The sequence below is a fragment of the Vibrio sp. ED004 genome, from assembly GCF_023206395.1.
Taxonomy (GTDB): domain Bacteria; phylum Pseudomonadota; class Gammaproteobacteria; order Enterobacterales; family Vibrionaceae; genus Vibrio.
In genome coordinates, this window is the sequence record NZ_CP066149.1 from 1,216,295 (window position 1) to 1,239,927 (window position 23,633).

General features: G+C 45.3%; 26 protein-coding genes and 1 other RNA gene. 10 read left to right on the forward strand and 17 right to left on the reverse strand.

Features of this window, described 5'->3' with window-relative positions:
* Positions 1 to 43 precede the first annotated feature (43 nt).
* From pdxJ to rpoE, 10 genes are all read right to left on the reverse strand, one after another.
* Complete coding sequence (pdxJ, locus tag ITG10_RS05235) at positions 44 to 781, reverse strand: pyridoxine 5'-phosphate synthase (RefSeq protein WP_017059040.1); 738 nt, start codon at positions 779 to 781, stop codon at positions 44 to 46.
* Positions 778 to 1,506, reverse strand: coding sequence for a DNA repair protein RecO (gene recO, locus ITG10_RS05240; protein WP_026084110.1), 729 nt, complete (start codon positions 1,504 to 1,506; stop codon positions 778 to 780). Before recO ends, pdxJ begins: the two co-directional genes overlap by 4 nt.
* A gap of 116 nt (positions 1,507 to 1,622) precedes the next feature.
* Positions 1,623 to 2,594 carry a GTPase Era gene (gene era / locus ITG10_RS05245; RefSeq protein ID WP_017629580.1) on the reverse strand — a complete coding sequence of 324 codons (972 nt, stop codon included), beginning with the start codon at positions 2,592 to 2,594 and terminating at the stop codon, positions 1,623 to 1,625.
* A complete protein-coding gene (gene rnc, locus ITG10_RS05250) occupies positions 2,587 to 3,264 on the reverse strand; it encodes a ribonuclease III (RefSeq protein WP_017629579.1) in 678 nt (225 codons plus the stop codon). The genes era and rnc overlap by 8 nt, the downstream gene beginning before the upstream one ends.
* Positions 3,265 to 3,290: 26 nt before the next feature.
* Complete coding sequence (gene lepB, locus ITG10_RS05255) at positions 3,291 to 4,187, reverse strand: signal peptidase I (protein WP_017629578.1); 897 nt, start codon at positions 4,185 to 4,187, stop codon at positions 3,291 to 3,293.
* 245 nt (positions 4,188 to 4,432) lie between these two features.
* Complete coding sequence (gene lepA / locus ITG10_RS05260; protein ID WP_017629577.1) at positions 4,433 to 6,226, reverse strand: translation elongation factor 4; 1,794 nt, start codon at positions 6,224 to 6,226, stop codon at positions 4,433 to 4,435.
* A 137-nt stretch (positions 6,227 to 6,363) separates the two neighbouring features.
* Positions 6,364 to 6,834 (reverse strand): SoxR reducing system RseC family protein, encoded by a 471-nt coding sequence (locus ITG10_RS05265; RefSeq protein WP_017629576.1) that lies wholly within the window; start codon positions 6,832 to 6,834, stop codon positions 6,364 to 6,366.
* Complete coding sequence (gene rseB, locus ITG10_RS05270; protein ID WP_176680451.1) at positions 6,831 to 7,793, reverse strand: sigma-E factor regulatory protein RseB; 963 nt, start codon at positions 7,791 to 7,793, stop codon at positions 6,831 to 6,833. The genes ITG10_RS05265 and rseB overlap by 4 nt, the downstream gene beginning before the upstream one ends.
* Positions 7,790 to 8,413 (reverse strand): RseA family anti-sigma factor, encoded by a 624-nt coding sequence (locus ITG10_RS05275; RefSeq protein ID WP_017629574.1) that lies wholly within the window; start codon positions 8,411 to 8,413, stop codon positions 7,790 to 7,792. The genes rseB and ITG10_RS05275 overlap by 4 nt, the downstream gene beginning before the upstream one ends.
* A gap of 26 nt (positions 8,414 to 8,439) precedes the next feature.
* Positions 8,440 to 9,018, reverse strand: coding sequence for an RNA polymerase sigma factor RpoE (gene rpoE / locus ITG10_RS05280; RefSeq protein ID WP_008223963.1), 579 nt, complete (start codon positions 9,016 to 9,018; stop codon positions 8,440 to 8,442).
* A gap of 390 nt (positions 9,019 to 9,408) precedes the next feature.
* On the opposite strand from rpoE, the gene nadB reads away from it, so the two are divergent.
* Positions 9,409 to 11,028, forward strand: a complete 1,620-nt coding sequence (nadB, locus tag ITG10_RS05285; RefSeq protein WP_017629573.1) for an L-aspartate oxidase — start codon at positions 9,409 to 9,411, stop codon at positions 11,026 to 11,028.
* 99 nt (positions 11,029 to 11,127) lie between these two features.
* On the opposite strand, the gene ITG10_RS26455 is transcribed toward nadB, so the two are convergent.
* On the reverse strand, positions 11,128 to 11,547 hold the full coding sequence (locus ITG10_RS26455; RefSeq protein WP_346962596.1) for a protein YgfX: 420 nt from the start codon (positions 11,545 to 11,547) through the stop codon (positions 11,128 to 11,130).
* Complete coding sequence (locus tag ITG10_RS05290) at positions 11,495 to 11,755, reverse strand: succinate dehydrogenase assembly factor 2 (RefSeq protein WP_004735374.1); 261 nt, start codon at positions 11,753 to 11,755, stop codon at positions 11,495 to 11,497. The genes ITG10_RS26455 and ITG10_RS05290 overlap by 53 nt, the downstream gene beginning before the upstream one ends.
* A gap of 167 nt (positions 11,756 to 11,922) precedes the next feature.
* Between ITG10_RS05290 and ygfZ the strand changes: the two genes are divergently transcribed.
* From ygfZ to ITG10_RS05305, 3 genes are all read left to right on the forward strand, one after another.
* Positions 11,923 to 12,894 carry a tRNA-modifying protein YgfZ gene (ygfZ, locus tag ITG10_RS05295; RefSeq protein ID WP_017629571.1) on the forward strand — a complete coding sequence of 324 codons (972 nt, stop codon included), beginning with the start codon at positions 11,923 to 11,925 and terminating at the stop codon, positions 12,892 to 12,894.
* 4 nt (positions 12,895 to 12,898) lie between these two features.
* Positions 12,899 to 13,360: a YbaK/EbsC family protein gene (locus tag ITG10_RS05300; RefSeq protein WP_017629570.1), complete on the forward strand. Its 462-nt coding sequence runs from the start codon at positions 12,899 to 12,901 to the stop codon at positions 13,358 to 13,360.
* Between the two features lie 563 nt (positions 13,361 to 13,923).
* Positions 13,924 to 14,130, forward strand: a complete 207-nt coding sequence (locus ITG10_RS05305) for a DUF1107 domain-containing protein (RefSeq protein ID WP_009847660.1) — start codon at positions 13,924 to 13,926, stop codon at positions 14,128 to 14,130.
* Positions 14,131 to 14,256: 126 nt separating this feature from the next.
* Here the strand turns inward: ITG10_RS05305 and ITG10_RS05310 are convergent, their stop codons facing one another.
* From ITG10_RS05310 to ITG10_RS05320, 3 genes are read right to left on the reverse strand one after another with little or no spacing between them, the layout of a single operon-like run.
* Complete coding sequence (locus ITG10_RS05310; RefSeq protein WP_017629569.1) at positions 14,257 to 15,480, reverse strand: FAD-dependent 2-octaprenylphenol hydroxylase; 1,224 nt, start codon at positions 15,478 to 15,480, stop codon at positions 14,257 to 14,259.
* Between the two features lie 12 nt (positions 15,481 to 15,492).
* A complete protein-coding gene (gene ubiH, locus ITG10_RS05315; protein ID WP_017629568.1) occupies positions 15,493 to 16,671 on the reverse strand; it encodes a 2-octaprenyl-6-methoxyphenyl hydroxylase in 1,179 nt (392 codons plus the stop codon).
* A gap of 23 nt (positions 16,672 to 16,694) precedes the next feature.
* Positions 16,695 to 17,270 carry a YecA family protein gene (locus ITG10_RS05320; protein ID WP_017629567.1) on the reverse strand — a complete coding sequence of 192 codons (576 nt, stop codon included), beginning with the start codon at positions 17,268 to 17,270 and terminating at the stop codon, positions 16,695 to 16,697.
* 308 nt (positions 17,271 to 17,578) lie between these two features.
* Between ITG10_RS05320 and zapA the strand changes: the two genes are divergently transcribed.
* The 5 genes from zapA to serA all read left to right on the forward strand — a co-directional run bounded on the left by zapA (position 17,579) and on the right by serA (position 20,959).
* Complete coding sequence (gene zapA / locus ITG10_RS05325) at positions 17,579 to 17,887, forward strand: cell division protein ZapA (RefSeq protein WP_004735366.1); 309 nt, start codon at positions 17,579 to 17,581, stop codon at positions 17,885 to 17,887.
* Between the two features lie 11 nt (positions 17,888 to 17,898).
* A non-coding RNA gene (gene ssrS / locus ITG10_RS05330) (6S RNA) lies at positions 17,899 to 18,081 on the forward strand.
* A gap of 6 nt (positions 18,082 to 18,087) precedes the next feature.
* Positions 18,088 to 18,687 (forward strand): 5-formyltetrahydrofolate cyclo-ligase, encoded by a 600-nt coding sequence (locus ITG10_RS05335; protein WP_017629566.1) that lies wholly within the window; start codon positions 18,088 to 18,090, stop codon positions 18,685 to 18,687.
* Between the two features lie 124 nt (positions 18,688 to 18,811).
* Positions 18,812 to 19,468: a ribose-5-phosphate isomerase RpiA gene (gene rpiA / locus ITG10_RS05340; RefSeq protein WP_017629565.1), complete on the forward strand. Its 657-nt coding sequence runs from the start codon at positions 18,812 to 18,814 to the stop codon at positions 19,466 to 19,468.
* A 261-nt stretch (positions 19,469 to 19,729) separates the two neighbouring features.
* On the forward strand, positions 19,730 to 20,959 hold the full coding sequence (gene serA, locus ITG10_RS05345) for a phosphoglycerate dehydrogenase (RefSeq protein ID WP_248386741.1): 1,230 nt from the start codon (positions 19,730 to 19,732) through the stop codon (positions 20,957 to 20,959).
* A gap of 117 nt (positions 20,960 to 21,076) precedes the next feature.
* Here serA and ITG10_RS05350 read toward each other — a convergent pair whose 3' ends face one another.
* The gene (locus ITG10_RS05350; protein WP_017629564.1) at positions 21,077 to 21,790 is read right to left on the reverse strand and encodes an oxidative stress defense protein; all 714 of its coding nucleotides are present in this window, start codon (positions 21,788 to 21,790) and stop codon (positions 21,077 to 21,079) included.
* A 110-nt stretch (positions 21,791 to 21,900) separates the two neighbouring features.
* Entirely contained in the window at positions 21,901 to 22,797 is an 897-nt protein-coding gene (locus ITG10_RS05355) for a LysR family transcriptional regulator ArgP (protein ID WP_248386742.1), read from the reverse strand.
* A gap of 142 nt (positions 22,798 to 22,939) precedes the next feature.
* Here ITG10_RS05355 and ITG10_RS05360 point away from each other — a divergent pair, with 142 nt between their 5' ends.
* Positions 22,940 to 23,569 (forward strand): LysE/ArgO family amino acid transporter, encoded by a 630-nt coding sequence (locus ITG10_RS05360; RefSeq protein ID WP_017629563.1) that lies wholly within the window; start codon positions 22,940 to 22,942, stop codon positions 23,567 to 23,569.
* Positions 23,570 to 23,633: the final 64 nt, after the last annotated feature.

Here is a 23,633-nt window from a genome sequence, read left to right on the forward strand (position 1 = left end):
TTCTATCTAATAATTCACAACGTATCGCTTACTACTTACAAAACTAAGCGTTGTTACGTGCTGTTTCCATAATTGCTTTCATGTCTGCAACGGCTTTGTTTAAGCCATCAAACACTGCGCGTCCCATGATCGAGTGACCGATGTTCAGCTCGTAGATCTCTGGAAGTGCCGCAATTGGCGCAACGTTGTGGTAAGTCAGACCGTGGCCCGCATTGACTGTGATACCAAGATCATCTGCATAGCTTGCGCCCGCTGCGATCTTCTTGAGCTCGTCTTGTTGGTCTTCTTCTGTTTTAGCATCAGCATAGTGACCCGTGTGCAGTTCAATGAACGGTGCGCCACACGCTTTTGCTGCGTCGATTTGCTCACGGTCAGCATCGATAAACAGAGATACCTTGATACCAGCTGCAGACAGTTTTTGTGTCGCCGCTTTGATCTTCTCTAGTTGACCAACAACGTCCAAGCCGCCTTCAGTGGTTAGCTCTTCACGCTTTTCAGGAACCAGACAAACAAACTCAGGATTAGTATCGAGTGCAATTTGAACCATCTCGTCCGTTACTGCCATCTCCAAGTTCATACGAGTTTGAAGTGTTTCAGCCAGAATACGTACATCGCGATCAACGATATGACGACGGTCTTCACGCAGGTGAATAGTAATGCCGTCTGCACCAGCACGTTCAGCGATTTCAGCTGCGTGTACTGGATCTGGGTATTTAGTACCACGTGCATTACGTAGTGTTGCAATATGGTCGATATTAACGCCTAAAAGGATTGAGCTCATTTTCCAATACTCCGTGCTCTAGAGAGGGCTATTGTTGGCATAAATAGCTCTCTACTTTTTAATGGTTTGCCGCCAAGATACGGCTTTAAGGCTATGCGTGTAAAGCGTTTTGCCGCTTTTAACTGCTCTTTAGTGATAAACCTACGTTCGCTGATTGCAATAAGTTCATCGCCCATAAAAGTCAGGTTATCTCGACGCACTGAAGCGATGAAACCTTTCTGCTCTCGGTAACGATAAGTCATGGTTGGATCGATGGCTTCACCTGTGCCTGCGCAGTGTAAAAAGTCGACCCCATAGCCCATTGCGGATAACAGAGCCAACTCAAAACGACGCAGTGCTGGCTCAGGGTTCTCATTATGCGCGAGCTCTGTTAAAGCATGAAGATAGTCGTGAAAAAGTGCAGGCATGGGTACTTCTGCCATCAATACGCGGCCGATTAGCTCATTCACATACATGGCTGAATACAGGTTTATACCTGCGAGAGGAAGCCCCAAGCTGATTGGCTCAGCTTGGCGTAAGGTTTTCATCGAACCATTACCAGACCACTTAAGCAGTAGCGGCGTAAAAGGCTGCAATGCACCTTTCAAATTGGAACGCTTGCTGCGTGCGCCTTTAGACATCAACGTCATCCGACCGAACTCTTCACTGAAGACGTCCAATATCAGACTCGACTCACTGTATGGTCGACGGTGCAACACAAAGCATCGCTGTAACCCTTCGCTCAATCACTTACCCTTATTACAGATACAAAAAGAGAGAGTTCGCACTCTCTCTTGGATCTATCTTCAGTTCAACTTTCTTACTTGTCAATTTTTACTATTAGAAAGTGACGTTCAATATATTATAGATCGTCGATGTAGCCTAACGAGCGAAGTGCACGCTCATCATCAGCCCAGCCAGATTTAACCTTGACCCAAGTCTCTAGGTAAACCTTACGACCGAATAGCTCTTCCATATCGATACGCGCTTCACGACCAATCGTTTTGATCTTCTCGCCCGCTTTACCAATCACCATCTTCTTCTGACCTGTACGTTCAACAAGAATCAGAGCATTGATGTGGAAACCATCGTTATCTGGGTTGTAATCGAAGCGTTCAATTTCAACCGTTACCGAGTAAGGTAGCTCGTCACCCGTAAAGCGCATTAGCTTTTCACGGATAATTTCAGATGCCATAAAGCGTTGCGAGCGATCTGTCACGTATTCTTCTGGGAAGTGGTGAGTCGCTTTTGGTAAATGTTCACGTACGTGCTTACGCAGTACATCAATGTTTTTACCTTGCTTCGCCGAGATTGGCACAACATCAATGAAGTCCATCTTCTTAGAAACTTCCATCATGTGTTGCATGACGTTCGTACGGTCTTGAACGTTATCTACTTTGTTGATGCAAAGTACAACTGGGAAGTCGGTCTTCTTCAGTTTGTTCAGAACCATTTCATCGTCGTCAGTCCAGTGAGTACCGTCGACAAGGAAGAATACTAGGTTTACATCACTCAGTGAGCTGTTCGCCGCACGGTTCATCAAACGGTTGATTGCACGCTTTTCTTCAATATGAAGTCCAGGAGTATCAACGAAGATCGCTTGGTAATCACCCTCAGTTTCCACACCCATAATACGGTGACGTGTGGTCTGTGGTTTACGTGATGTAATAGAGATCTTCTGACCCAGAATATGGTTCAGAAGCGTCGACTTACCTACATTTGGGCGACCGACAATAGCGATGAAGCCACAGTGTTGGTTTTCCGGTAGGCCTGTTTGTTTGCTATCAGATGAAAAGAATGCATCGATATCGAAATCTTGGTTGTTATCAGACATTGCTTAGTTGCTCTAATGCTGTTTCAGCAGCCGCTTGTTCTGCCTTGCGGCGGCTAGTGCCTTTACCGATAACAGGTTTATCCACACCTGCCACTTCACACTCAACCGTAAACTCTTGGTTGTGTGCTTCACCTTTAATATTAGTCACTGTGTAGACAGGTAGAGGATTTCTTCGACCTTGCAAAAACTCTTGAAGACGAGTTTTCGGATCTTTTTGAGATACTCCAGGCTGAATTGCTTCTAGGCGAGATTGGTACCAGCTTAAAATAATGCCGCGAACCGTCTCGGTATCACTATCTAAATAGACAGCGCCGATGATCGCTTCAACAGCATCCGCTAGAATAGAATCACGACGGAAACCGCCACTCTTCAACTCACCTGGACCTAATTTTAAGTAATCTCCTAGTTCGAATTCACGACCTAGTTCTGCCAATGTATGACCACGTACTAATGTTGCGCGCATGCGGCTCATATCACCTTCGTTTACCTTAGGGAAACGGTGGTAAAGATCATCAGCGATAACAAAACTTAAAATTGAATCGCCCAGAAACTCAAGACGTTCGTTATGTTTACCTGCGGCGCTGCGGTGAGTCAGCGCCAAGTGGATAAGATCGGCATCATTAAACTGATAGCCAATCTTTCTCTCTAGTTTATCAATTGGAGAATTCATGCTCTCTCGATGTGTTAATTGATCGATTAATGAATCCCACCGATGCGATTAAAACGCACACCAGTAGGAATCCATGTTGGAAGTACACTGTCTGAACCACGCTCGAACTCGAAGCTGATCCAAATAGCAACGGCCTTACCAACAAGGTTTGCTTCAGGGACAAAGCCCCAGTAACGGCTATCGGCACTGTTGTCACGGTTATCACCCATCACAAAGTACTGGCCTTCTGGAACGACCCACTCGTTAACACCATTGCGAGGCTGGTATGCTTGCACACGGTCGCGGCGTAATGGGTTAACTAAAATTTGGTGCTCTACGTCTCCAAGCTGTTCATTCAGCTGAATCAGAGGCACACCATCTTGAACAAATTGGCTTTCTTCAACGTTACTTAATTTCACTGGTTCACAGCTACTTGTACCCTTCGCTTGAATACAGATCTCTTTACGACTGCTATAGTGAATTGTGTCACCTGGCATACCAACAACACGCTTGATGTAGTCGATATTAGGCTGAGGCGGGTACTTAAATACAATTGAATCACCACGCTCTGGCTTGCCCGTTTCTACCAGTTGAGTGCGCCATACAGGATCTTTTAGACCGTACGCGTACTTCTCTACCAAGATGAAGTCACCAACCAAAAGGGTTGGCATCATCGAGCCTGAAGGGATTTGAAACGGTTCATAAATAAATGAACGCAGAACCAAAACAAATGCAATTACCGGGAAAATGGAAACACTGTTCTCAACCCACCAAGGCTGAGCCGTAACTTTTGCGCTGGTTTTAGCGTCTAGGCCATTCGATTGTGCTTCAACGTCAGCCAGTTTTTGTTGGCGCTTCTTCGCCCACACAAACTTTTCCAACGCCCATACAATGCCAGTCACTAGAGTTACGATCACTAAGATAAGCGAAAATGTATTAGCCATTGATATCCCTTAAATTTCATTTCTTTAAAAATAACGAAAGTGAAAGAGTATAACCCTTTCACTCTGCTTAATATTTCTAATCTGTATCAATCATGCTGACTAAATGCTGGGGAGATTACGCAGGAAAAATCGTTTAGTTCTAGGCGCAAAGTGCAGTGACTAGTGGGCCTAATTGCAATCTTTGCAACAAAGAAATAAACGATTTTAACCAGTAATGTTCAGCAGGTAGTTAGTGCGATTGATACCTAGTCTTTACCAACATGAAGAATCGCTAAGAATGCTTCTTGAGGCAGTTCAACGTTACCGATCTGCTTCATACGCTTCTTACCTTCTTTTTGTTTCTTAAGAAGTTTCTTCTTACGACTGATATCACCACCGTAACATTTTGCGATTACGTTCTTACGCAGCTGTTTCACTGTAGAACGAGCAATGATGTGGTTACCAATCGCTGCTTGAATCGCGATATCGAACATCTGACGAGGGATGAATTCTTTCATCTTCTCAACCAGTAGACGACCACGAGACTGAGCAATATCTTTGTGCGTGATGATAGCCAATGCATCAACCGTTTCGCCATTCAACAATACGTCTACACGTACCATGTTTGATGGCTCGTAACGTTGGAAGTTGTAATCCAATGATGCGTAACCGCGAGACGTCGACTTCAGACGGTCGAAGAAGTCTAGAACGACTTCTGCCATAGGAAGATCGTATGTCACAGCAACCTGGTTACCGTGGTAAACCATGTCTACCTGTACGCCACGCTTCTCAACACACAGTGTGATTACGTTACCTAGGTAGTCCGAAGGTACCAAAATATTACAGCGTGCAATTGGCTCACGAATTTCTTCTAGGTCATTAACCGCTGGCAGTTTAGCCGGGCTATCAACGTAAAGAACCGTTTTATCTGTTTTAACAACTTCATACACTACTGTTGGAGCAGTTGTGATTAAGTCTAGGTCGTATTCACGCTCTAGACGCTCCTGGATGATCTCCATGTGAAGCATTCCTAAGAAGCCACAACGGAAACCAAAACCAAGTGCTGCCGAACTTTCTGGTTCGAAGAACAGTGACGCATCGTTCAGGCTTAGTTTGCCTAGTGCATCACGGAAGTTTTCGTAGTCATCAGATGAAACAGGGAACAGGCCTGCGTATACTTGAGGCTTCACTTTTTGGAAACCAGGTAGACGTTCAGTGCTGCCGCCTTTAGCAAGCGTCAACGTATCACCAACCGGTGCACCTAGGATGTCTTTAATACCACAAACAACCCAACCTACTTCGCCAGTATTTAGCTCAGTGGTGTCGATTTGCTTAGGTGTGAAGATACCTAGACGGTCAACACCCCAAACTTGGTCTGTCGACATTACTCGAATCTTATCGTTCTTCTTCAGTGTACCGTTCTTAATACGAACCAAAGAAACAACGCCAAGGTAGTTATCGAACCAAGAGTCAATGATCAACGCTTGAAGAGGCGCTTCAGGATCACCTTCCGGTGGTGGGATAGCCGTTACGATGTTTTCTAGAACATCATCAACACCTAAACCTGTTTTCGCAGAACAGCGAGTCGCTTCCATCGCATCGATGCCAACGATCTCTTCGATCTCTTCAGCAACGCGCTCTGGTTCAGCAGCTGGTAAGTCAATCTTGTTCAAGATTGGCACCACTTCCAGTTCCATTTCGATTGCTGTGTAACAGTTTGCTAGAGTTTGAGCTTCAACACCTTGGCCAGCATCCACTACAAGTAGTGCGCCTTCACAAGCCGCTAGAGAACGAGATACTTCGTACGAGAAGTCTACGTGTCCAGGAGTGTCGATAAAGTTAAGTTGGTAAGTTTCACCATCTTTAGCTTTGTAATCTAAAGTCACACTCTGCGCTTTAATTGTAATACCACGCTCGCGTTCTATATCCATAGAATCGAGGACTTGAGCTGCCATCTCACGTTCACTTAATCCTCCACAAACTTGGATTAAGCGGTCAGAAAGGGTCGACTTACCGTGGTCGATGTGGGCGATAATCGAAAAATTACGAATGTGCTTCATAGGCTTGGTGTGACTAAACTCTTTGAATAGGGATAATAAGAAAGCCGCTACGCTTCCAATCTAGCATCAGCATTGGTGGCGGCATTTCAATCAAGTTGGCAGATTCTACCCAATTTAAGGGCAATAAGCATCATAAATTAGACGAGAGACTCACCTAGGATTCGAATCAAGACGACTTCTTGCTTGGATTTGTCTTCCATAGGTTTGGCTAGCCGCTTCGCCAAGGCAATACCACCAGCAGTAAATAGTGCAGCACAGAGTATAACAATCCCCTCGCCCACTTGGAGTAAGGGTTGTAACAAGAGTTGTCCAACGCCAGCACCAATCATCAACATGAAAAGTGGGATGAGGTAAACGATAGCTGCCGACTGAAGCAGACTTTTCTCTGGGAAGCCGATCTCTACGATTTGTCCGGCTTTAACAAGGCTTTTAGTTTTAAGCTGCCAAAACAATGATTTATTGCCTACAGCCTTGGTAACGATACCGGTTCCACAGCTTTTTTGAGAAGAGCAGCTGCTGCAACTGGTTTGTTGTTCGCAGCTCAGTTGAACAAAATATTGCTTACCTTTTTGTTCGACTGAGCTAACGGTCGCCAGCGCGGTCATCATTGCGCTGGTACCGGATTATTGAACGTGACTGACTGAGCAATACGCTTAGCCGTTGCTGGCGGAATATCACCAACTACTGAGATTTCTCGGTCGCCAATCACTAAGCTGTGTAAGGTTCTGCGTCCTTGGCGTACCAATTGTCCTTTCAATGAATGTTCATCTTTATCGGCGATGTACACCGAAAAGCTAAACAACCCGTCACTGAACAACTGACTCTCGACCATTTTTTCGGTCGCTGCCATTTGGTAGCGGCTAAGCTCTTTCGACTTAAACCCTTCAGGCACCCAAGACGCTTGCCAGTTGGTATCACTTACCAAGCCTTCTGGTAGTGATAAAACCTTCGGCAATTTCGCTTGGTTTAACCCCCCCATAGCTTCTGCGATCTTGTCATTCACCACGTAAGAGATAGTGCGGTACTGTTCAAGCACTTCACCGTCACGATCTAAAAGATCGGCACGCAAAGGAAGATTCGTTTTCTCGTCTACCCAAACTACGTATGAGTAACGAAGGCCATCTTTCGGCACGACGCGCAATACTTGTGTTGTGCTGCCCGCTTCACGAGAGCGCCCCACTTTGACGAAGTCGTAGTATTGGTTCAGAGAGTCGATATCTCGGTTAATCATCGGAATAACAGGTGCAACCATGCTGCCCGATTGAATGGTAAATGGCTCTGTACCCGGTTCTATGTAGCTAACTTCATTGCCACGTCGAATGACCTCACGAACAGGGCCGCTTAGGTAAACAAGGTGTGCGAGTTGTTGGTCGTCGTTAACTGCATGACGATAAAGTAGAGGTTCAATACTGCTCTTCTTTATCAATATGTAGGAGAGTTCGTAATTTAGATGCTGACTGGCCTCGTTCATTTGATGCAACAAGGCCTTTGCAGTGGGTTCCTCTGCAAAGGCTGCTGGAGACATCAAGCTGAACAGTGTCAGTGCACTGACCAGGATTTTCTTCATTCAATGTCCGATTCTAGATGTGCATCTTGCATTGGCGATGCATCACTGTTTAATCTTAGTTGTAGCTCATAATCTTCTAACATTGCATGAACGCGTTTGCGTTGTTCTTGCAAGTTAGCTTCAGATGCCGGCTTCTCAACAGAGTCGCGCGTTAAGCTTACTGGTTCCGCAGAACCCGCAAATGGAATCGTCTGTAGTACAGGCAATTGCTCAGGTGCTGCAGGGTCGCTGCCACCATATTGCTGAACACCGAGTACAACGGCTAACGATACACACGCTGCCACGGCAACTTGTCCAAACTGTTGTAACCACGCAGGAAGCTGACGCTTCGCTTGCTGAGGTTTCGGCTGCTCTTCAATTGGAGCAACAGTAGGTTCAACATTCACTTGGTGCAGGTTCGGCATTGCACTATGTGCAGGCTCGGCTTCAAGCGCCGCTGCCACACTGTCAGCAATGTTCCAATCTTGAGTTTCTGGCGCATCCCCACGCATTACGTCACCAATCAAATGGTAACTCTGCCAGGTATTCATGCTTTCTTGATCAGATTCAAGGTCTACAATGAGAGCTTTATCGATCGTTTCACCATCCATGAGTGCCGAAAGCTTTTCTTTATCAGCCATTATTTTCACCATAATTATTACAAGTTCTAGCGTTGCAAAAGAGGTTTGATTTTCTTTTCCACTGCTTCACGAGCTCGGAAAATACGCGAACGTACGGTTCCTACAGGGCAATCCATTACTTCTGCAATCTCTTCGTAGCTCAAACCTTCAAGCTCACGCAGCGTCATTGCAGTTTTTAAGTCTTCTGGCAGCGCTTCAATCGCTCCAAAAACGACTTGTTTCAATTCTTTTGACAGCGTTAAGTTCTCAGGGTTCGATATTTCTTTTAACGCGCTGCCTGTTTCGTAATATTCAGCATCTTCTGCATCTACATCTGTTGCTGGCGGCCTACGGCTCTGGGCAACAATATGATTTTTAGCGGTGTTCACGGCAATTCGGTATAACCATGTATAGAAGGCACTCTCGCCGCGAAAGTTAGGTATCGCGCGGTAAGCTTTGATAAAAGCTTCTTGTGCTACATCAGGTACATCACCGGAATTATTCACGTATCGAGAGATAAGATTACAAACTTTGTTTTGATACTTAACCACTAGTAAGTTAAATGCCTGCTTATCTCCACTCTGAACTCGCTCAATCAACACTTGATCGGTTAGCTGCTCGTTCATTCGAGCGGGTACTCCTATTGTTATAACCCTCACCTTCACAGATATGGGTACTAATTATGCGAAATGTAGTATTGACACCACCGTCTACAAGAGCACTATTGTGACTAAGCCAAATACCGAAAGTTCCAACTTTCTTAAAATTATTTGCCATTATTGTTTCACAATGTGATGTAATAAAAATAGTTATCCCTATCAATTTGGGGAAACCTTGAGCAAAAGCAATGGTATTGAGCAATTAAATATTTCTAGATAGCTGTCTATATATTGATTTTGCGTAGCGTTTTAGGATGACTCTGGGGAGATTATAACAGTCTTACCGCAAGTCCTAAAACAAGACAAAGTCAATTGAGAGTGGACAACTCGACTATAGCCCGGGATTTAATAAGTTTTATGAACGCAAACCGTGAACATCAGTGTGATGTATTAGTGGTAGGAAGTGGTGCGGCAGGCTTGTCATTAGCCTTACGCGTAGCAGAACATGCAAAAGTAATTGTATTAAGCAAAGGACCACGCAGCGAAGGATCGACGTATTACGCACAAGGTGGTATCGCCGCGGTGTTCGATGAGTCGGACAGTATTGAGTCTCATGTAGAAGATACTCAAATTGCTGGGGCTGGGTTATGTGAAGAAGATACAGTTCAATTCATTGCTGAAAATGCTAAAGAGTGTGTGCAATGGCTAATTGATGGCGGTGTTCCATTTGATAAAGATGAGAACAGCACCGAAGGCCAGCCAAAGTATCACCTTACTCGTGAAGGTGGACACAGCCACCGCAGAATTCTGCACGCTGCCGATGCAACTGGCATGGCGATGCAAACCTCACTGCAAGATAATGTAAAGAATCACCCAAACATCGAGATCTTCGAACGCCACAATGCGTTGGATTTGATCACTGAAGATAAGGTTGGTGGTTCGAAAGACAAGGTTATCGGTGCCTACATTTGGAACCGTAACCAAGAACACGTCGAAACCGTGCGCGCTAAATTTGTAGTGTTAGCAACCGGCGGCGCTTCAAAGGTTTATCAATACACATCTAACCCAGATGTCTCTTCAGGTGATGGTATTGCTATTGCTTGGCGTGCAGGTTGTCGTGTGGCGAACCTTGAGTTCAACCAATTCCACCCGACTTGCTTGTTCCACCCAGAAGCGCGTAACTTCCTATTAACGGAAGCACTGCGTGGTGAAGGTGCGTACCTGCGCCGTCCAGACGGTTCTCGCTTCATGAAGGACTTCGATGAGCGCGGTGAACTGGCTCCTCGTGATGTGGTAGCTCGCGCAATTGACTTTGAAATGAAGCGCTTAGGTGCTGACTGCATGTACGTTGACATCAGCCACAAGCCTGAAGAATTCATCACTGCGCACTTCCCAATGATCCACACTCGTTTGATGGACTTGGGTATCGACATGACCAAAGAGCCGATTCCTATCGTACCCGCAGCCCACTACACCTGTGGTGGTGTTATGGTGAATAAACAAGGTCAAACCGACCTAGCGAATCTGTATGCGATTGGTGAAGTGAGCTACACCGGCCTGCACGGTGCGAACCGTATGGCTTCAAATTCACTGCTTGAATGTGTGGTTTACGCATGGGCTGCAGCCAAAGACATCGTCGAGAACATCGACCAATCACAGCTGTGTGCTGAACTGCCAGCATGGGATGAAAGCCAAGTCACCAACAGTGATGAAGAAGTTATCATTCAGCACAACTGGCATGAGCTGCGTCTATTCATGTGGGATTACATGGGTATCGTACGTACTGATAAACGCCTTGAGCGCGCAATGCGTCGTATCCAGATGTTGCAGCAAGAGACTCACGAGTATTACAGCAACTTTAAGGTTTCAAACAACCTGTTAGAACTGCGTAACTTGCTACAAGTCGCTGAGCTGATGGTTCGCTGTGCAATGCAACGTAAAGAGAGCCGCGGCCTTCACTACACGTTGGATTACCCAGAACTTGCTGAAGACAGCGGCCCAACGATTCTGAAGCCAGTCTTAATCTTGATAGATTGATAGATTGATAGATTGATAGATAAAATGCGAAGAAAGGGAGCCTAGTGCTCCCTTTCTTTCATCTGTAATTATTGCTTTCAGCCTGATATTTTGATTTCTCTAACCTGTTCGTTGTAGGTTCGCCAAGAAATTTCGATATTCACGATCACAACAGCTATCCCGCCACAACAAGACTGAGTGTCCACACTCAAACTGCAATTTAATAAAGAATTGCGCCCAGATCTTATCCACGGATTTTAAAATATAGCGTCGGTCATTCAATCGAATCTCACCATCTTCTTTATAGTCAAAACGGCCATGAGCACTATTCAAAATAAGGTGGTTGGTTTTAAACAGATGGATCAGCAGTGCCAAGCAATAAAGACTGACAACAAGTGGAATAGAAGACAGGACGATGAAAAACAAAAGGCACCCGAAAACAGTGCCTTTTGCAAATAATGCGGAATATGAAGGGTTAAGCTGGAGCTTAACGAACCTTGCTGAGGTTGTGTGCGACAATTTTATCAACCATTGATGCATGGCCTAGGTTTTCACTGCGTCCGTGTCCCATCACCCAAGTAAACAAATCTGGGTCATCACACTCTAGTAGAGAAACAAACTCGCGCTGTTCCTGCTCTTGCAATGAATCAAAACACTCTTCGAAAAATGGCATGATGACTACATCAAGTTCTAACATGCCGCGACGGCAACCCCATTTAATTCGTGCTTTCTGCTCTGCAGTGTACATTGGCTATCCTCACCTATAATTTTTCTTTCTCGGAGTGTAACAAGTCATACGCTCTGCAACTACTATGTGAGTCACAGTCCCTATCTAAGCTCACAAAAAAACCTAGGCTGACAAAGAAACAGAACAGGATTAACATAGAGCCAAATAAAATTCTTAGGAAAGATAAAATGGATTGGAAAAACACATTTCAGCCGCACGCTCATACGCAAAATGACTCGCTTCCAGAACTGATGATGACACACGTGTCAAATTGGAGTGCAATTACCATGGTAGGCGATGACAAAAAATCGTACCTGCAAGGTCAAGTAACGTGCGACGTCGTGACTCTTCCTAATGATGAATCCACATTAGGCGCACACTGTGATGCAAAAGGAAAGGTATGGAGTATCTTCCGTTTGTTCCACCACAACGGTGGCTACGCACTAATGCAACCTAAATCTGCGATTGAAGTCGAGCTCGTTGAAATCAAGAAATACGCAGTGTTCTCTAAGGTCGATATCGAGCAAACGTCGGACGTTGTTATCGGTGTGATGGGTGCATCTGCGAATCAATACATTGATTCTATTTCAGAAAGCCAAGGTAATGTACGTGCTATCTCTGGCGGTACGGCGGTTCAAGTTGCAGATAACCGCTGGGCTCTACTTGTAACAGAAGAAGCCGCTGAAGCCTTGGTATCAAACAGCGCTGCGGAGAAAGTATCAGAAACGTTATGGCAGTATCATGAAATCCTTGATGCTCAGCCTAACCTATCGAAAGCAGAACAAAACGAACACATCCCTCAAGCACTTAACCTGCAAGCGATCGGCGGTATCAGCTTTTCAAAAGGTTGTTACACAGGTCAAGAAACGGTTGCTCGTGCTAAGTACCGCGGCATGAACAAGCGTGAGATGCGCATTGTGTCGGGCACAACTTCGGACGTACTGTCTCTAGAGAATCCTATTGAACTAGAACGTAGCGTGGGTGAGAACTGGCGTGGTGCAGGTCGACTATTAAACGTCTATCAATTTGCTGATAACCAAGCGATTGGTTTGATGGTGTTGCCAAACAACCTTGATGACGATGTTCAACTTCGATTGACTGCGCAGCCTGATCAAACATGGAATATCCTGCCACTGCCTTACAGCCTCGAAGACGAGTAATCACGTGGAAACACTGATTACACAATGGCTGGATCAACAGCAGGTGGACTATCGCCTGCTGATGCAAAGCAAGCCTACCACCAGCATAGAAGAAACCGCGCAAGAACGAGGTATCGACGCCACTCAAATGGTCAAGTGCATCCTGCTCAAGGATATGGGCAACCAATATGCGTTGGCCTGTACAGCTGGTGATCGCTCTGTCGACCCCAAGAAAGTGCGCTCGGTGTTGAATTGCCGCAGAATGACCTGCGTATCACTCACCGATGTAGAAGCCATCACCGGTTTTAAAGTTGGTTGTGTCGGCCCGCTTGCTCTAAAAAGGCACATGCCGATCATTTTTGATCCTTCCATTCAGAATAACTCAACCGTGACTATTAGTTCTGGTGATCGAATGGCAGGTGTTGCACTTGATCTCGAGGATCTTATGGCGTTATGCGCGCCAATCGTTGCAGAGATCAGTCGATGATCCATTCTAAGACGTAATTGATCGCAAACCTTCTTTAAAGTTTTCATTAGATACATATTTAGTGTGAAGCTCGTCATAAGAAAAACACGCCAACATTAAATAGTTAATCAAAATTAAAGCATAAGTAGTCATCAGGAAAAATCTGCGTTATTGTGAATTTACTGACTAGCCTTTAGGCAAATCAGTACAAGTGAATCCACTGAGTAACATCAGTATCCACTTTTGTGTAATGCATCTGTGACTATTCGCCCGTTTTAGACGGGCTTTTTTTATGTCTAAAATTTACAATTTGATTACACAAACAAAAAAATCCCGCCTATTCTTATACTTGTAACATTACCACTGCTTAATACCGGACAGGAAAGTTCACAGCAGTTCACGACTCAGTATTATTTTGGGGAGGAGCTCACGTAAAAATAGATATTTACTGTAGAAAGTGCTTAGAACAGCACAAATATCTAATTAACGTCATCGCTACTGCATATTACTCCATGCTTATCACAATTATTATCTCGGAGTTTTTCTATAATGTGCAGGCTAGGTAAATATAAGGATAATTAAGAATGAGACTGTTTAAGCGCTATACACCGAGTATGATTGCTAAACATGTAAGTCGACTTTTCAAAGGACGAATCTACATTTACGGCGTAGGGAAATTTGAGTTTGATAACGGCAAGCTAGTCCTGCCAGATCGAGCAGAGAAGCGCCACTTTCAAACAGTGAAAGAAATAAATAGTGAAATAATGAAGCTGCGCTGTGCTTACGCATAATCTGATTATCTAAAGAATTCAAAACAAAAAGGGTTGGCATGTGCCAACCCTTTTTTCGTTCCCGTAACGCTAGAAACTGCGCTCAGGCCATGAGTTCAGGTGTCTAAGCACCTGAAAATTAAACGACTAACGATGAGTCACAGGGCGCTTTGCTAAATCAGGCAGGTTACCGGCAAGGCCAAGTGCTCGCTTCATAATTTCATCTTTCGCACCAGGTAGTTGACCCGCAAGCTTCATACCGATGCCACGAATCAGCTTCTTAGCTGGGTTGTCGCCTTCAAACAGATCTTTAAAGCCCTGCATCGAAGCAATCATCTTCGCCGCTTCTGCTTTTCTCCAGCGCTCATAACCGCGTAGGTTACGCTTGGTACCAATGTCTTCACCAGCAGCCCACAGCTTTAACAGCTCTTGCGCTAAACTTGCAGCATCTAATAGGCCAAGGTTCACGCCCTGCCCTGCTAGCGGGTGAATGGTATGGGCAGCATCACCGACCAGAGCGACACGATCAACAGCGAAATCTCGCGCGTATCGCATGCGCAGTGGGAAGGCAAAACGGTCACCGACGACTTCACACAAACCAAGCTTTGAATCGAACTCTGCCGTTAACTGTTTATTGAATTCAGCATCCGACATGGATACGAGATTCTCGGCACGATTAGGCTCAGTAGACCAAACAATCGAGCTCATGTTGCTCGGTTGCATTGGTAAGAATGCCAGTGGGCCTTGCGGTGTGAATATTTGACGTGCAACGCTGTGGTGCGGTTCTGTGGTTTTGATGTTCGCGACAATTGCGCTGTGTCCGTAATCCCAATGTGTTAATGGGATATCTTGCTGCTTACGAACCCAAGAATTTGCGCCATCCGCACCCACGACTAACTTGGCTGTCAGTGCTTGGCCATTGTCTAGGGTTAGCCACGCTTCGCTCTCTCCAATTGCCATTGTTTTACATGTCGCAGGCATGTAGAGGCTGACATTATCTTGCTTCTTAACCTGATCAAGCAGCGCTAATTGAATCACTCGATTCTCAACAATATGGCCTAGATTAGGCTGCGCCAAACGTGTTGAGTCAAACTCAATACGAGCAAAGCTATCTTGCTCCCACACTTCCATCGCTTGATACGGAGCTGCACGTCTTTGCTCAATACCTTGCCATGCATCTAGATTACGCAGAATCACCTCGCTAGAGCGACTCAATGCCGACACACGAACATCTGGTAATTCATTCAGACCTTCGCTAGGTGCTTTGCCCTCTATCACGGCAATTCTTAGATCGCTATCTTTCAATGCAGCCGCGAGCGCTAGGCCAACCATGCCACCACCAACTATCGCGATATCAACACTTTGCATCATTATTTATCTACCTTATCTTTCTACTAGGCCAAGCGTATGACGCAAAAGTGGACCTTTAAGTGGTGGAAGGTTATCAATTACGGCTAACCCAAGATTACGACCGATTCGAGCAGTCAAAAAATCGTTTGAGAACAGATGAACAAGACTTGATGTCAGTGTAATCGTCGCGCCTCTGTCTTGTTCTCTACGTTTTCTAAAGTTAACAAGACCAGCGTAACGACCGACATCATCCAACTGAGTACACAATTCTTCCGCTAAAGAGGCCACATCACGAATACCGAGGTTAAACCCTTGCCCTGCAATTGGGTGAAGGGTTTGAGCGGCATTGCCTACAATCGCGAATCGATGAGAGATATTTTGTTTACGATGACGAAAAATCAGTGGGTAGTTTGCACGCTTACCAACCTTTTCTAGTCGACCCAATCGCCAACCAAAATCGCTCTGAAGCTGTTCAAGGAATTCGTCGTCGTTAAAAGCCATAACTTTATCGGCTTGCTCCGGCGGCAAACACCAAACCAGAGACAAACGGTTATCGGTCATCGGTAGTAGAGCAACAGGCCCATGATGAGTAAAACGCTCAAAGGCTCGGCCTTGATGGGGTTCGCTCGCCACGATATTGGCAATCACAGCAACCTGTTCAAAGTCATGTTCACTCAATGGGATATTGAGTTGCTGACAACAGGTAGAGATTGCACCGTCAGCCGCGACCAGTAACTTAGTCGTTATGGTTTGCCCACTGTTGAGGTCAATAGTCGTCAGTGACTCACTTCGCTCGACTTTCGCTACCGAGTCCGGACACAGCATCGTAATTGCCGCTTCTGATTCCAGCTTCTGCTGATAGATTCGGCCTACATCCGCTAACTCGACCACATAGCCAAGTGCATCCACAGCCAATTCTTCACTGTAGATATCCGTCATCCCAGCATGCCCACGATCCGACACATGAATATCTTTAATCGGGGTAGCCACAGGAGCGATAGATTGCCACAGGTGCAATGAATCTAGGATCTGTACTGTGCCGTAAGACAAAGCGATCGAACGAGAATCAAACCCAGGGTGAGCTTGATGATCAACCTGATAAGGCTCAACGACCGCAATCGACAACGAACCTTGGCTTAGGTGATTCAGAGCAAGGGCCAGAGTTGCCCCCGCCATTGCGCCACCAGCAATTACAACATCATATTGAGCCATCATAACCTCAAACCGACAAACGATTAGTGAATGGTTGGTGCCGCATCTTCAGATGGGCGTGCACCAAATTCAGCATGAATCGTTAATGCACACGCTTTTACGTGCTCAATAACGTGTTCTAGAAGTTGTGCTTGCTCTTCCAGATCATCTTCTTCGTCAATGCCTAGCTTCGCCATCTCTTCAAGATCCGCCAATGCTTCTTTCGTGCCTTCAGACGCTTTGTTCAATTGAGCGCCAACAAGGCCCAAACCAGAAATGAAATGGTTAATCCAATCAGACACACCATCAGCAAGATCAAACACGCTCGCGCTTGCATCTTCATCAGGCAGTAACATAGACAGTTCCATGCCTGAGCCTGTGATTTCACTGGTTGTGACTTTCAGTGTTGCTTCCGCTAGGATTAGCGCGCGATCTGGCCAGCCCATACCTTCATTGGTGTAATCGAAGATAAGTGGTTGCCAGCTTTTATCTGCAAGGTTTAAGCCTCCGCTTAACATACCCGTTAATAAACCATGCATCTCAGCAGGGGTTACGGCTAGACTTGCCGATTGAAGTTCAGTCGCAACCGTTAGGTAGTCAGGTAAAGTAGTTTCGCTCATCAGATAGCTCGCTCAGTTATTCTTTATATCGATAGTATAATCGTACCACTTCACCCCAATTCTGGTAAGCATCGATCCCTAGCAATTGAAGGATGACTGACTACCAATTGTTCAATTTGCTGAATTACTGTGTGCTCAAGCTCTCATTTACAAACAGTCACTCTGAAAAGCTTGAATCTTAATAGCGGTTTACCTATAGTTTCTCCCTCAGAGGAGATTGCTTCCTCATCGGTACTTGCACTTTTTCTTTCTCAAAAAATGGCGAAGGGCAACAGCCTTAAAATAGCGCGTTAAAGAGTTCATCCATCATGAGTAATCAAGCGGTAGACGTTGAAATATTAGGAAAACTGACTCGAGTGAATTGTCCACCAGGGCAAGAAGAGTCATTGATTGCAGCGGCGGCCGATCTTGATAATCGATTGAAAGAGATGGCTGAACGTACTAAGGTAACCAATGAAGTGAAGCTGCTGACTATCGCAGCTCTGAATATTTGCTACGAATTACAAACCAAGAAGTTTGAAGCAAATGATGAACAAAACGCACTGACCGAGCGAATGGAACAGCTCACGACATCACTTTCAGATGTCCTCAGTAAAGTTAAGCACGGACAGCAATAGCGTACACAAAATTTACCCTGGAGTGTTTGTCAGAGGATTCACGTCCCCGAGCCGATAAGCAATCCCTAAGGGTTAGTACTTGAGTGCTATTGAGCATGCTCGGTCCGCCGAGAAGCCTACGGTAATCATTGCTGATCCGCCTTGAACTCGCTGGTTCAAGGGCCATCTATTCTCAACGGCACTTTGGGGTATCCCTTCTTATGAAGACGCTCACACGCAGCGAATTTCGCAAACAGATCCGCATCAAACGCAACTCCCTATCTAGCGAACAACAAACTCAATCCGGTTTAGACCTAGTTAAGCAGTGCATGCAGCTTGATGAGATTCAGTCTGCTCAGCATATTGCTCTTTATATTTCGATTGATGGCGAGCTCGATACCCAGCCTTTAATTGAATGGTTATGGTCGCAAGGTAAGCAAACTTATTTACCAGTATTGCACCCCTTCTCTGCCGGACACCTGCTGTTTCTGCACTACTCTCCAATAACTCCCACAGTTTTAAATAAGTACGGCATTGTAGAACCCCAACTTAATCAAATGTTGGTGAAACCTTGTCAGCAACTCGACCTCATCCTGACGCCTCTTGTCGGCTTTGACTCTCATGGTCACCGCTTAGGCATGGGTGGCGGATATTACGATCGCACCTTAGCGAAATGGTTCGAGACAGGCGAAGGCGCAACCCCAATAGGTTTGGCTCACGATTGCCAACATGTCGATACCTTACCGATTGAAGAATGGGACATTCCCTTACCTAAAATCGTGACTCCGAGTAAAACTTGGCAATGGGAAAATGACCATTAAAGCGCTATAATCGCGCCGCAAACGTTAACCTCGATATAGAAACGTTAACTCAATATCTAAACGTTAACTTCATCATTACGCAAACGATCAATTCAAAGCGCAAGACCTTATTCAGGAGAATGGCATGACTCAAGATGAAATGAAAAAAGCAGCTGGCTGGGCAGCACTTCAATATGTTGAAGAAGGCAGCATTGTAGGTGTAGGTACTGGCTCTACAGTAAATCACTTCATCGACGCGCTAGGCACAATGAAAGACAAAATCAAAGGTGCGGTTTCAAGCTCTGTTGCTTCAACGCAACGACTAGAAGAGCTAGAGATCAAAGTGTATGAGTGTAACGATGTCGCTAAGCTAGACATCTACGTTGATGGCGCAGATGAAATCAACCCAACTCGCGACATGATCAAAGGCGGCGGTGCTGCTCTGACTCGTGAAAAAATCGTAGCGGCTATCTCTGATAAGTTTGTGTGTATTGTTGACGGCACTAAAGCAGTTGATGTGTTGGGTAAATTCCCACTACCTGTTGAAGTGATTCCAATGGCGCGCTCATACGTTGCACGTGAACTAGTAAAGCTTGGTGGTGACCCAGTTTACCGCGAAGGTTGCACAACCGATAACGGCAACATGATCCTAGACGTGTACGGCATGGCGATCGAAAACCCGAAACAACTAGAAGATATCATCAATGGTATCGCTGGTGTGGTAACGGTTGGTCTATTCGCTCACCGTGGTGCTGATGTGGTTATCACTGGCACGCCAGAAGGTGCAAAAATCGAAGAATAAATAATAGAAGATTGAGTTTTTCTGTTACTTCATTACATACGGTGCCCAAGGGCGCCGTTTTTTTTGCTTTATACCTGTAAAATTATGTCTTATTCCGTAATTTTCTTACCCAAAACATTTTTTTTTTGTTACTTTATTGTTCAGAAGACGCACAGGGAAAACGTTTGTCTCCTAACAAAGTGGTGAATTTGTTCCCCTTTCAGCCATTTTGTAGCACGTGCGCCGCATTTGCCCAACCTTTCCATTTTAAGGACGAGAACAATGGCCAAAGTTTCACTGGAAAAAGAAAAAATAAAAATTCTACTTCTAGAAGGTCTTCACCCTTCTTCTGTAGAAGTACTGCAAGCCGCTGGTTACACAAATATTGAGTACCACAAAGGCTCGCTACCGGAAGATGAACTTCTTGAAGCAGTTAAAGATGCTCACTTCATTGGTATCCGTTCTCGCACAAACATCTCCCAAGAAGTGATTGATGCGGCTGAAAAGCTGGTTGCGGTTGGTTGTTTCTGTATTGGTACTAACCAAGTCAACCTTCAAGCAGCAGCAAAGCGCGGCATCCCTGTGTTCAACGCACCGTTCTCAAATACTCGAAGTGTTGCTGAGCTAGTTCTTGGTCAGGTTCTATTGCTACTACGTGGCATTCCAGAAAAGAACGCTCTTGCGCACCGTGGTATTTGGAAAAAGAGTGCAGACAACTCTTACGAAGCTCGTGGTAAGCGTTTAGGTATTATTGGTTACGGTCACATTGGTACCCAGCTGGGTATTATTGCGGAAAACCTTGGTATGCGCGTTTACTTCTACGACATCGAAAACAAGCTGTCTTTGGGTAACGCAACGCAAGTTCATACCATGACTGAACTGTTGAACAAGTGTGATGTGATCTCTTTGCACGTCCCTGAAACCAACGAAACTAAGAACATGATGGGTAAAGAAGAGTTCGAGCGCATGAAGCCTGGTTCTATCTTTATCAACGCAGCGCGTGGCACAGTGGTAGACATTCCAGCTCTGTGTGGCGCTCTAGATTCTGGTCACCTTGCAGGTGCAGCGATCGACGTATTCCCAACCGAACCAAAAACCAATGCTGACCCATTTGAGTCGCCATTGATGCAGTTCGACAACGTGATTCTTACACCTCACGTAGGCGGTTCAACTCAAGAAGCGCAAGAGAACATCGGTGTTGAAGTGGCTGGCAAGCTAGCGAAATACTCAGATAACGGTTCTACGCTATCAAGTGTTAACTTCCCAGAGGTATCACTACCGTTGCACACGGGCACGTCTCGTTTGCTGCACATTCACGAAAACCGTCCAGGTATCCTAACTCAGCTCAACACCATCTTCGCTGAAGAAGGCATCAACATCGCGGGTCAGTACCTACAGACTGCGGCTGATATGGGTTATGTAGTTATCGATGTAGAAGCGGATCGTTCAGAGGAAGCACTGCTTAAACTGAAAGAGATCGAAGGCACAATCCGTGCTCGTCTACTTCACTAATCATCGAACTCGATATTAGTAAAAACAAAAAGGCTCTCATTATGAGAGCCTTTTTAGTATTTGGCCTATCGTAGGCAATTAGATCACCATGATCCAAAAGCCTCTATAGCGCTATTGTTACTCTTCGATCTGGTAGATCACATTAACGCGATCGCGAATGGTGATCGTTGAGTCTTCATAAGAGTTCGACTCTGTTCTCGCATCTATCGCCATTGAACGCATTAGCACAGGCTGAGAAGATTGTGCGTTGTAATCAACACGCCAAACATCACCTAGCTCACGCTCAAAACCACTCGCTAATGATTTCGCTTTCGATCGCGCATCCTTGATGGCTTCTAAGCGCGCTTGTTCTTGATACTTAGCTTGGTCGCGAACTTGAAGCTGAATGTTGTCGATCTGATTAATACCCTCTCCAATCGCAATATCCATGTACTCATTGAGATTAGCTAGCTCGTTCACTTGAACGGTCACATTACGTGAAGCTCGGTAGCCGACCAATTCTGGTTTGCCGTCTTTCGGGTAATGGTATTGAGGAGATAGGTACAGGTTAGAGCTGTGTACGCTCGCCTCTTCTACACCCGCTTGATGCAGTTTATTGAGGAAACCAGTCACTACTTTATCAACGGTATTTTTAGCTTGTTCAGCAGTCATCGTCGATTCCACGACTCTCACAGAGAATGTCGCCATATCTGGTGTTGCGATCACTTCACCGTAGCCCGTCGTTGAAATATGCGGGAAGGATGGAGAGTCAGCCAATGATGGAAAACTCACAGCACTCAACGCTGCAGTAAGAGTAAGAGACGTTGCTAACATCTTTGGTGCAAACTTCATTAGGTAGACCTGTGCTAAACAAATGTACTTTCATCATAGAGCAATTTGCCGTTTAGCCAATCCTGATGCCGAACTTCTAACAGAACTTTGACGCTGAAAAAACCAACAATTTACTGAGGTAAGTGGTTGTGAGCAAAACCTAATATCGCTTGAGATATCTCTTTGAGTACCCCACTTTCTAGCTGCCAGTGGTGCCAATAGATACGATAAGACAACAAAAAACCGGGTGTAATATCGATCAATACACCGGACTCTAGCTCATCAATGATCTGCAATCGAGGGATCAAACAATAAGCAACACCTGACAACGCCAAGCGTACAAATGCTTCTGAGCTGCCGACCGTATGATTAATCACACTGTCCCTTGGTACATTAAAATGGTCATGCAGAAACTTCTTATGCAGGTCATCGTATTGGTCATAAGAAACCGCCGGTGCTTTGCTTAATGTGGCGTAATTTACGCCTTCAGAAAAATAACGCTGATGGAAGTCAGGACTCGCCACACACACATAATCCATCCTGCCAAGATAGTCAGCACTGCAACCAGGAATCGCTTGAGACTCTAGACTGATCGCGCCAGCAACCTCACCACTTTTTATCTTATCAATGGTTCTCGCCTCGCCATGAATCGCGAGGTTCAGCTCTACTTGGCGAGACTTCATCACATCTGATAATGCAGGTAACAGCCATGTCGCTAAACTATCGGCATTGGTGGCAATAGATATTGATAAAGGTTGCGCACTTTCTTCATTCATCAACTCAGGCACCAGCTCATGTTCTAGTAAACGAACCCGGCGATACAAACCCAATAATTTTTTACCTGCCGGGGTTGGCCTAGGCGGGTTTTCTCTCACCAAAGCAGGCTGAGCTAACCATTTTTCTAGCTGTTTGATACGTTGAGACACCGCAGACTGCGAGATATATAACTGCTCGGCAGCCCTTTCGAAGCTACGTTGTTTCACCACCGCATCCAGTGCTTCTATCCATTTATAATCCAATCCACGCATCAATTTGCTTCCTTTTTAAGCTAACTCCACACCACATTAGCAACTCTAATAATAGATTAAAATCATTAATTATACTTATTTAAAGGGTCGGAGTATCTTCGCCATATAGCACGTAAATATCGTTAAATAAGTGGAGGTTAAAATGAGTTTTTGGGTTTTATTACAAGGTTTTGGTCTAGGGGCAAGCATGATTATCCCTATTGGCGCTCAGAATGCGTACGTCCTAAATCAAGGGATAAAGCGCAACCACCATTTAACCACAGCGACAATCTGTAGCCTGCTCGACACTCTGTTTATCTCATTGGGTATCTTTGGTGGCGGTGCAATTTTGTCACAAAATGAATTGCTACTCACCTCGGTGACGTTAGGCGGCATCGCTTTTCTAACCGTGTATGGTTTGTTATCACTGCGCAGCGCCTTTAAAGCGCCCTCAAGCGAGGAATCAAAAGGAGAGATCCTGGCTCGTGGTAAGCGCACCGTTATTTTGGGCGCCTTGGCGGTGACAGTATTAAACCCACACCTCTATTTGGATACGGTGGTGATTCTTGGTTCGATTGGCGGACAGTTTGAAGGTAACGACAGAATTGCTTTTGCTATGGGAACCATTTTGGCTTCATTCGTTTGGTTTTACTCTTTGTCACTGGGCGCAGCAAAGCTTGGTCCAACGCTATCTAAACCGAATGTTAAGAAAGGCATTGATATCGCAGTCGCGACCATGATGTTCGCCATTGCTGCTGTGCTTACCAATGGACTGATTGAGCAATACTGGTAACCAATTAAAGAACAAAGACTACCGACCAAGCCAGAGAAGATATCAGTAACTCATTAATATAATG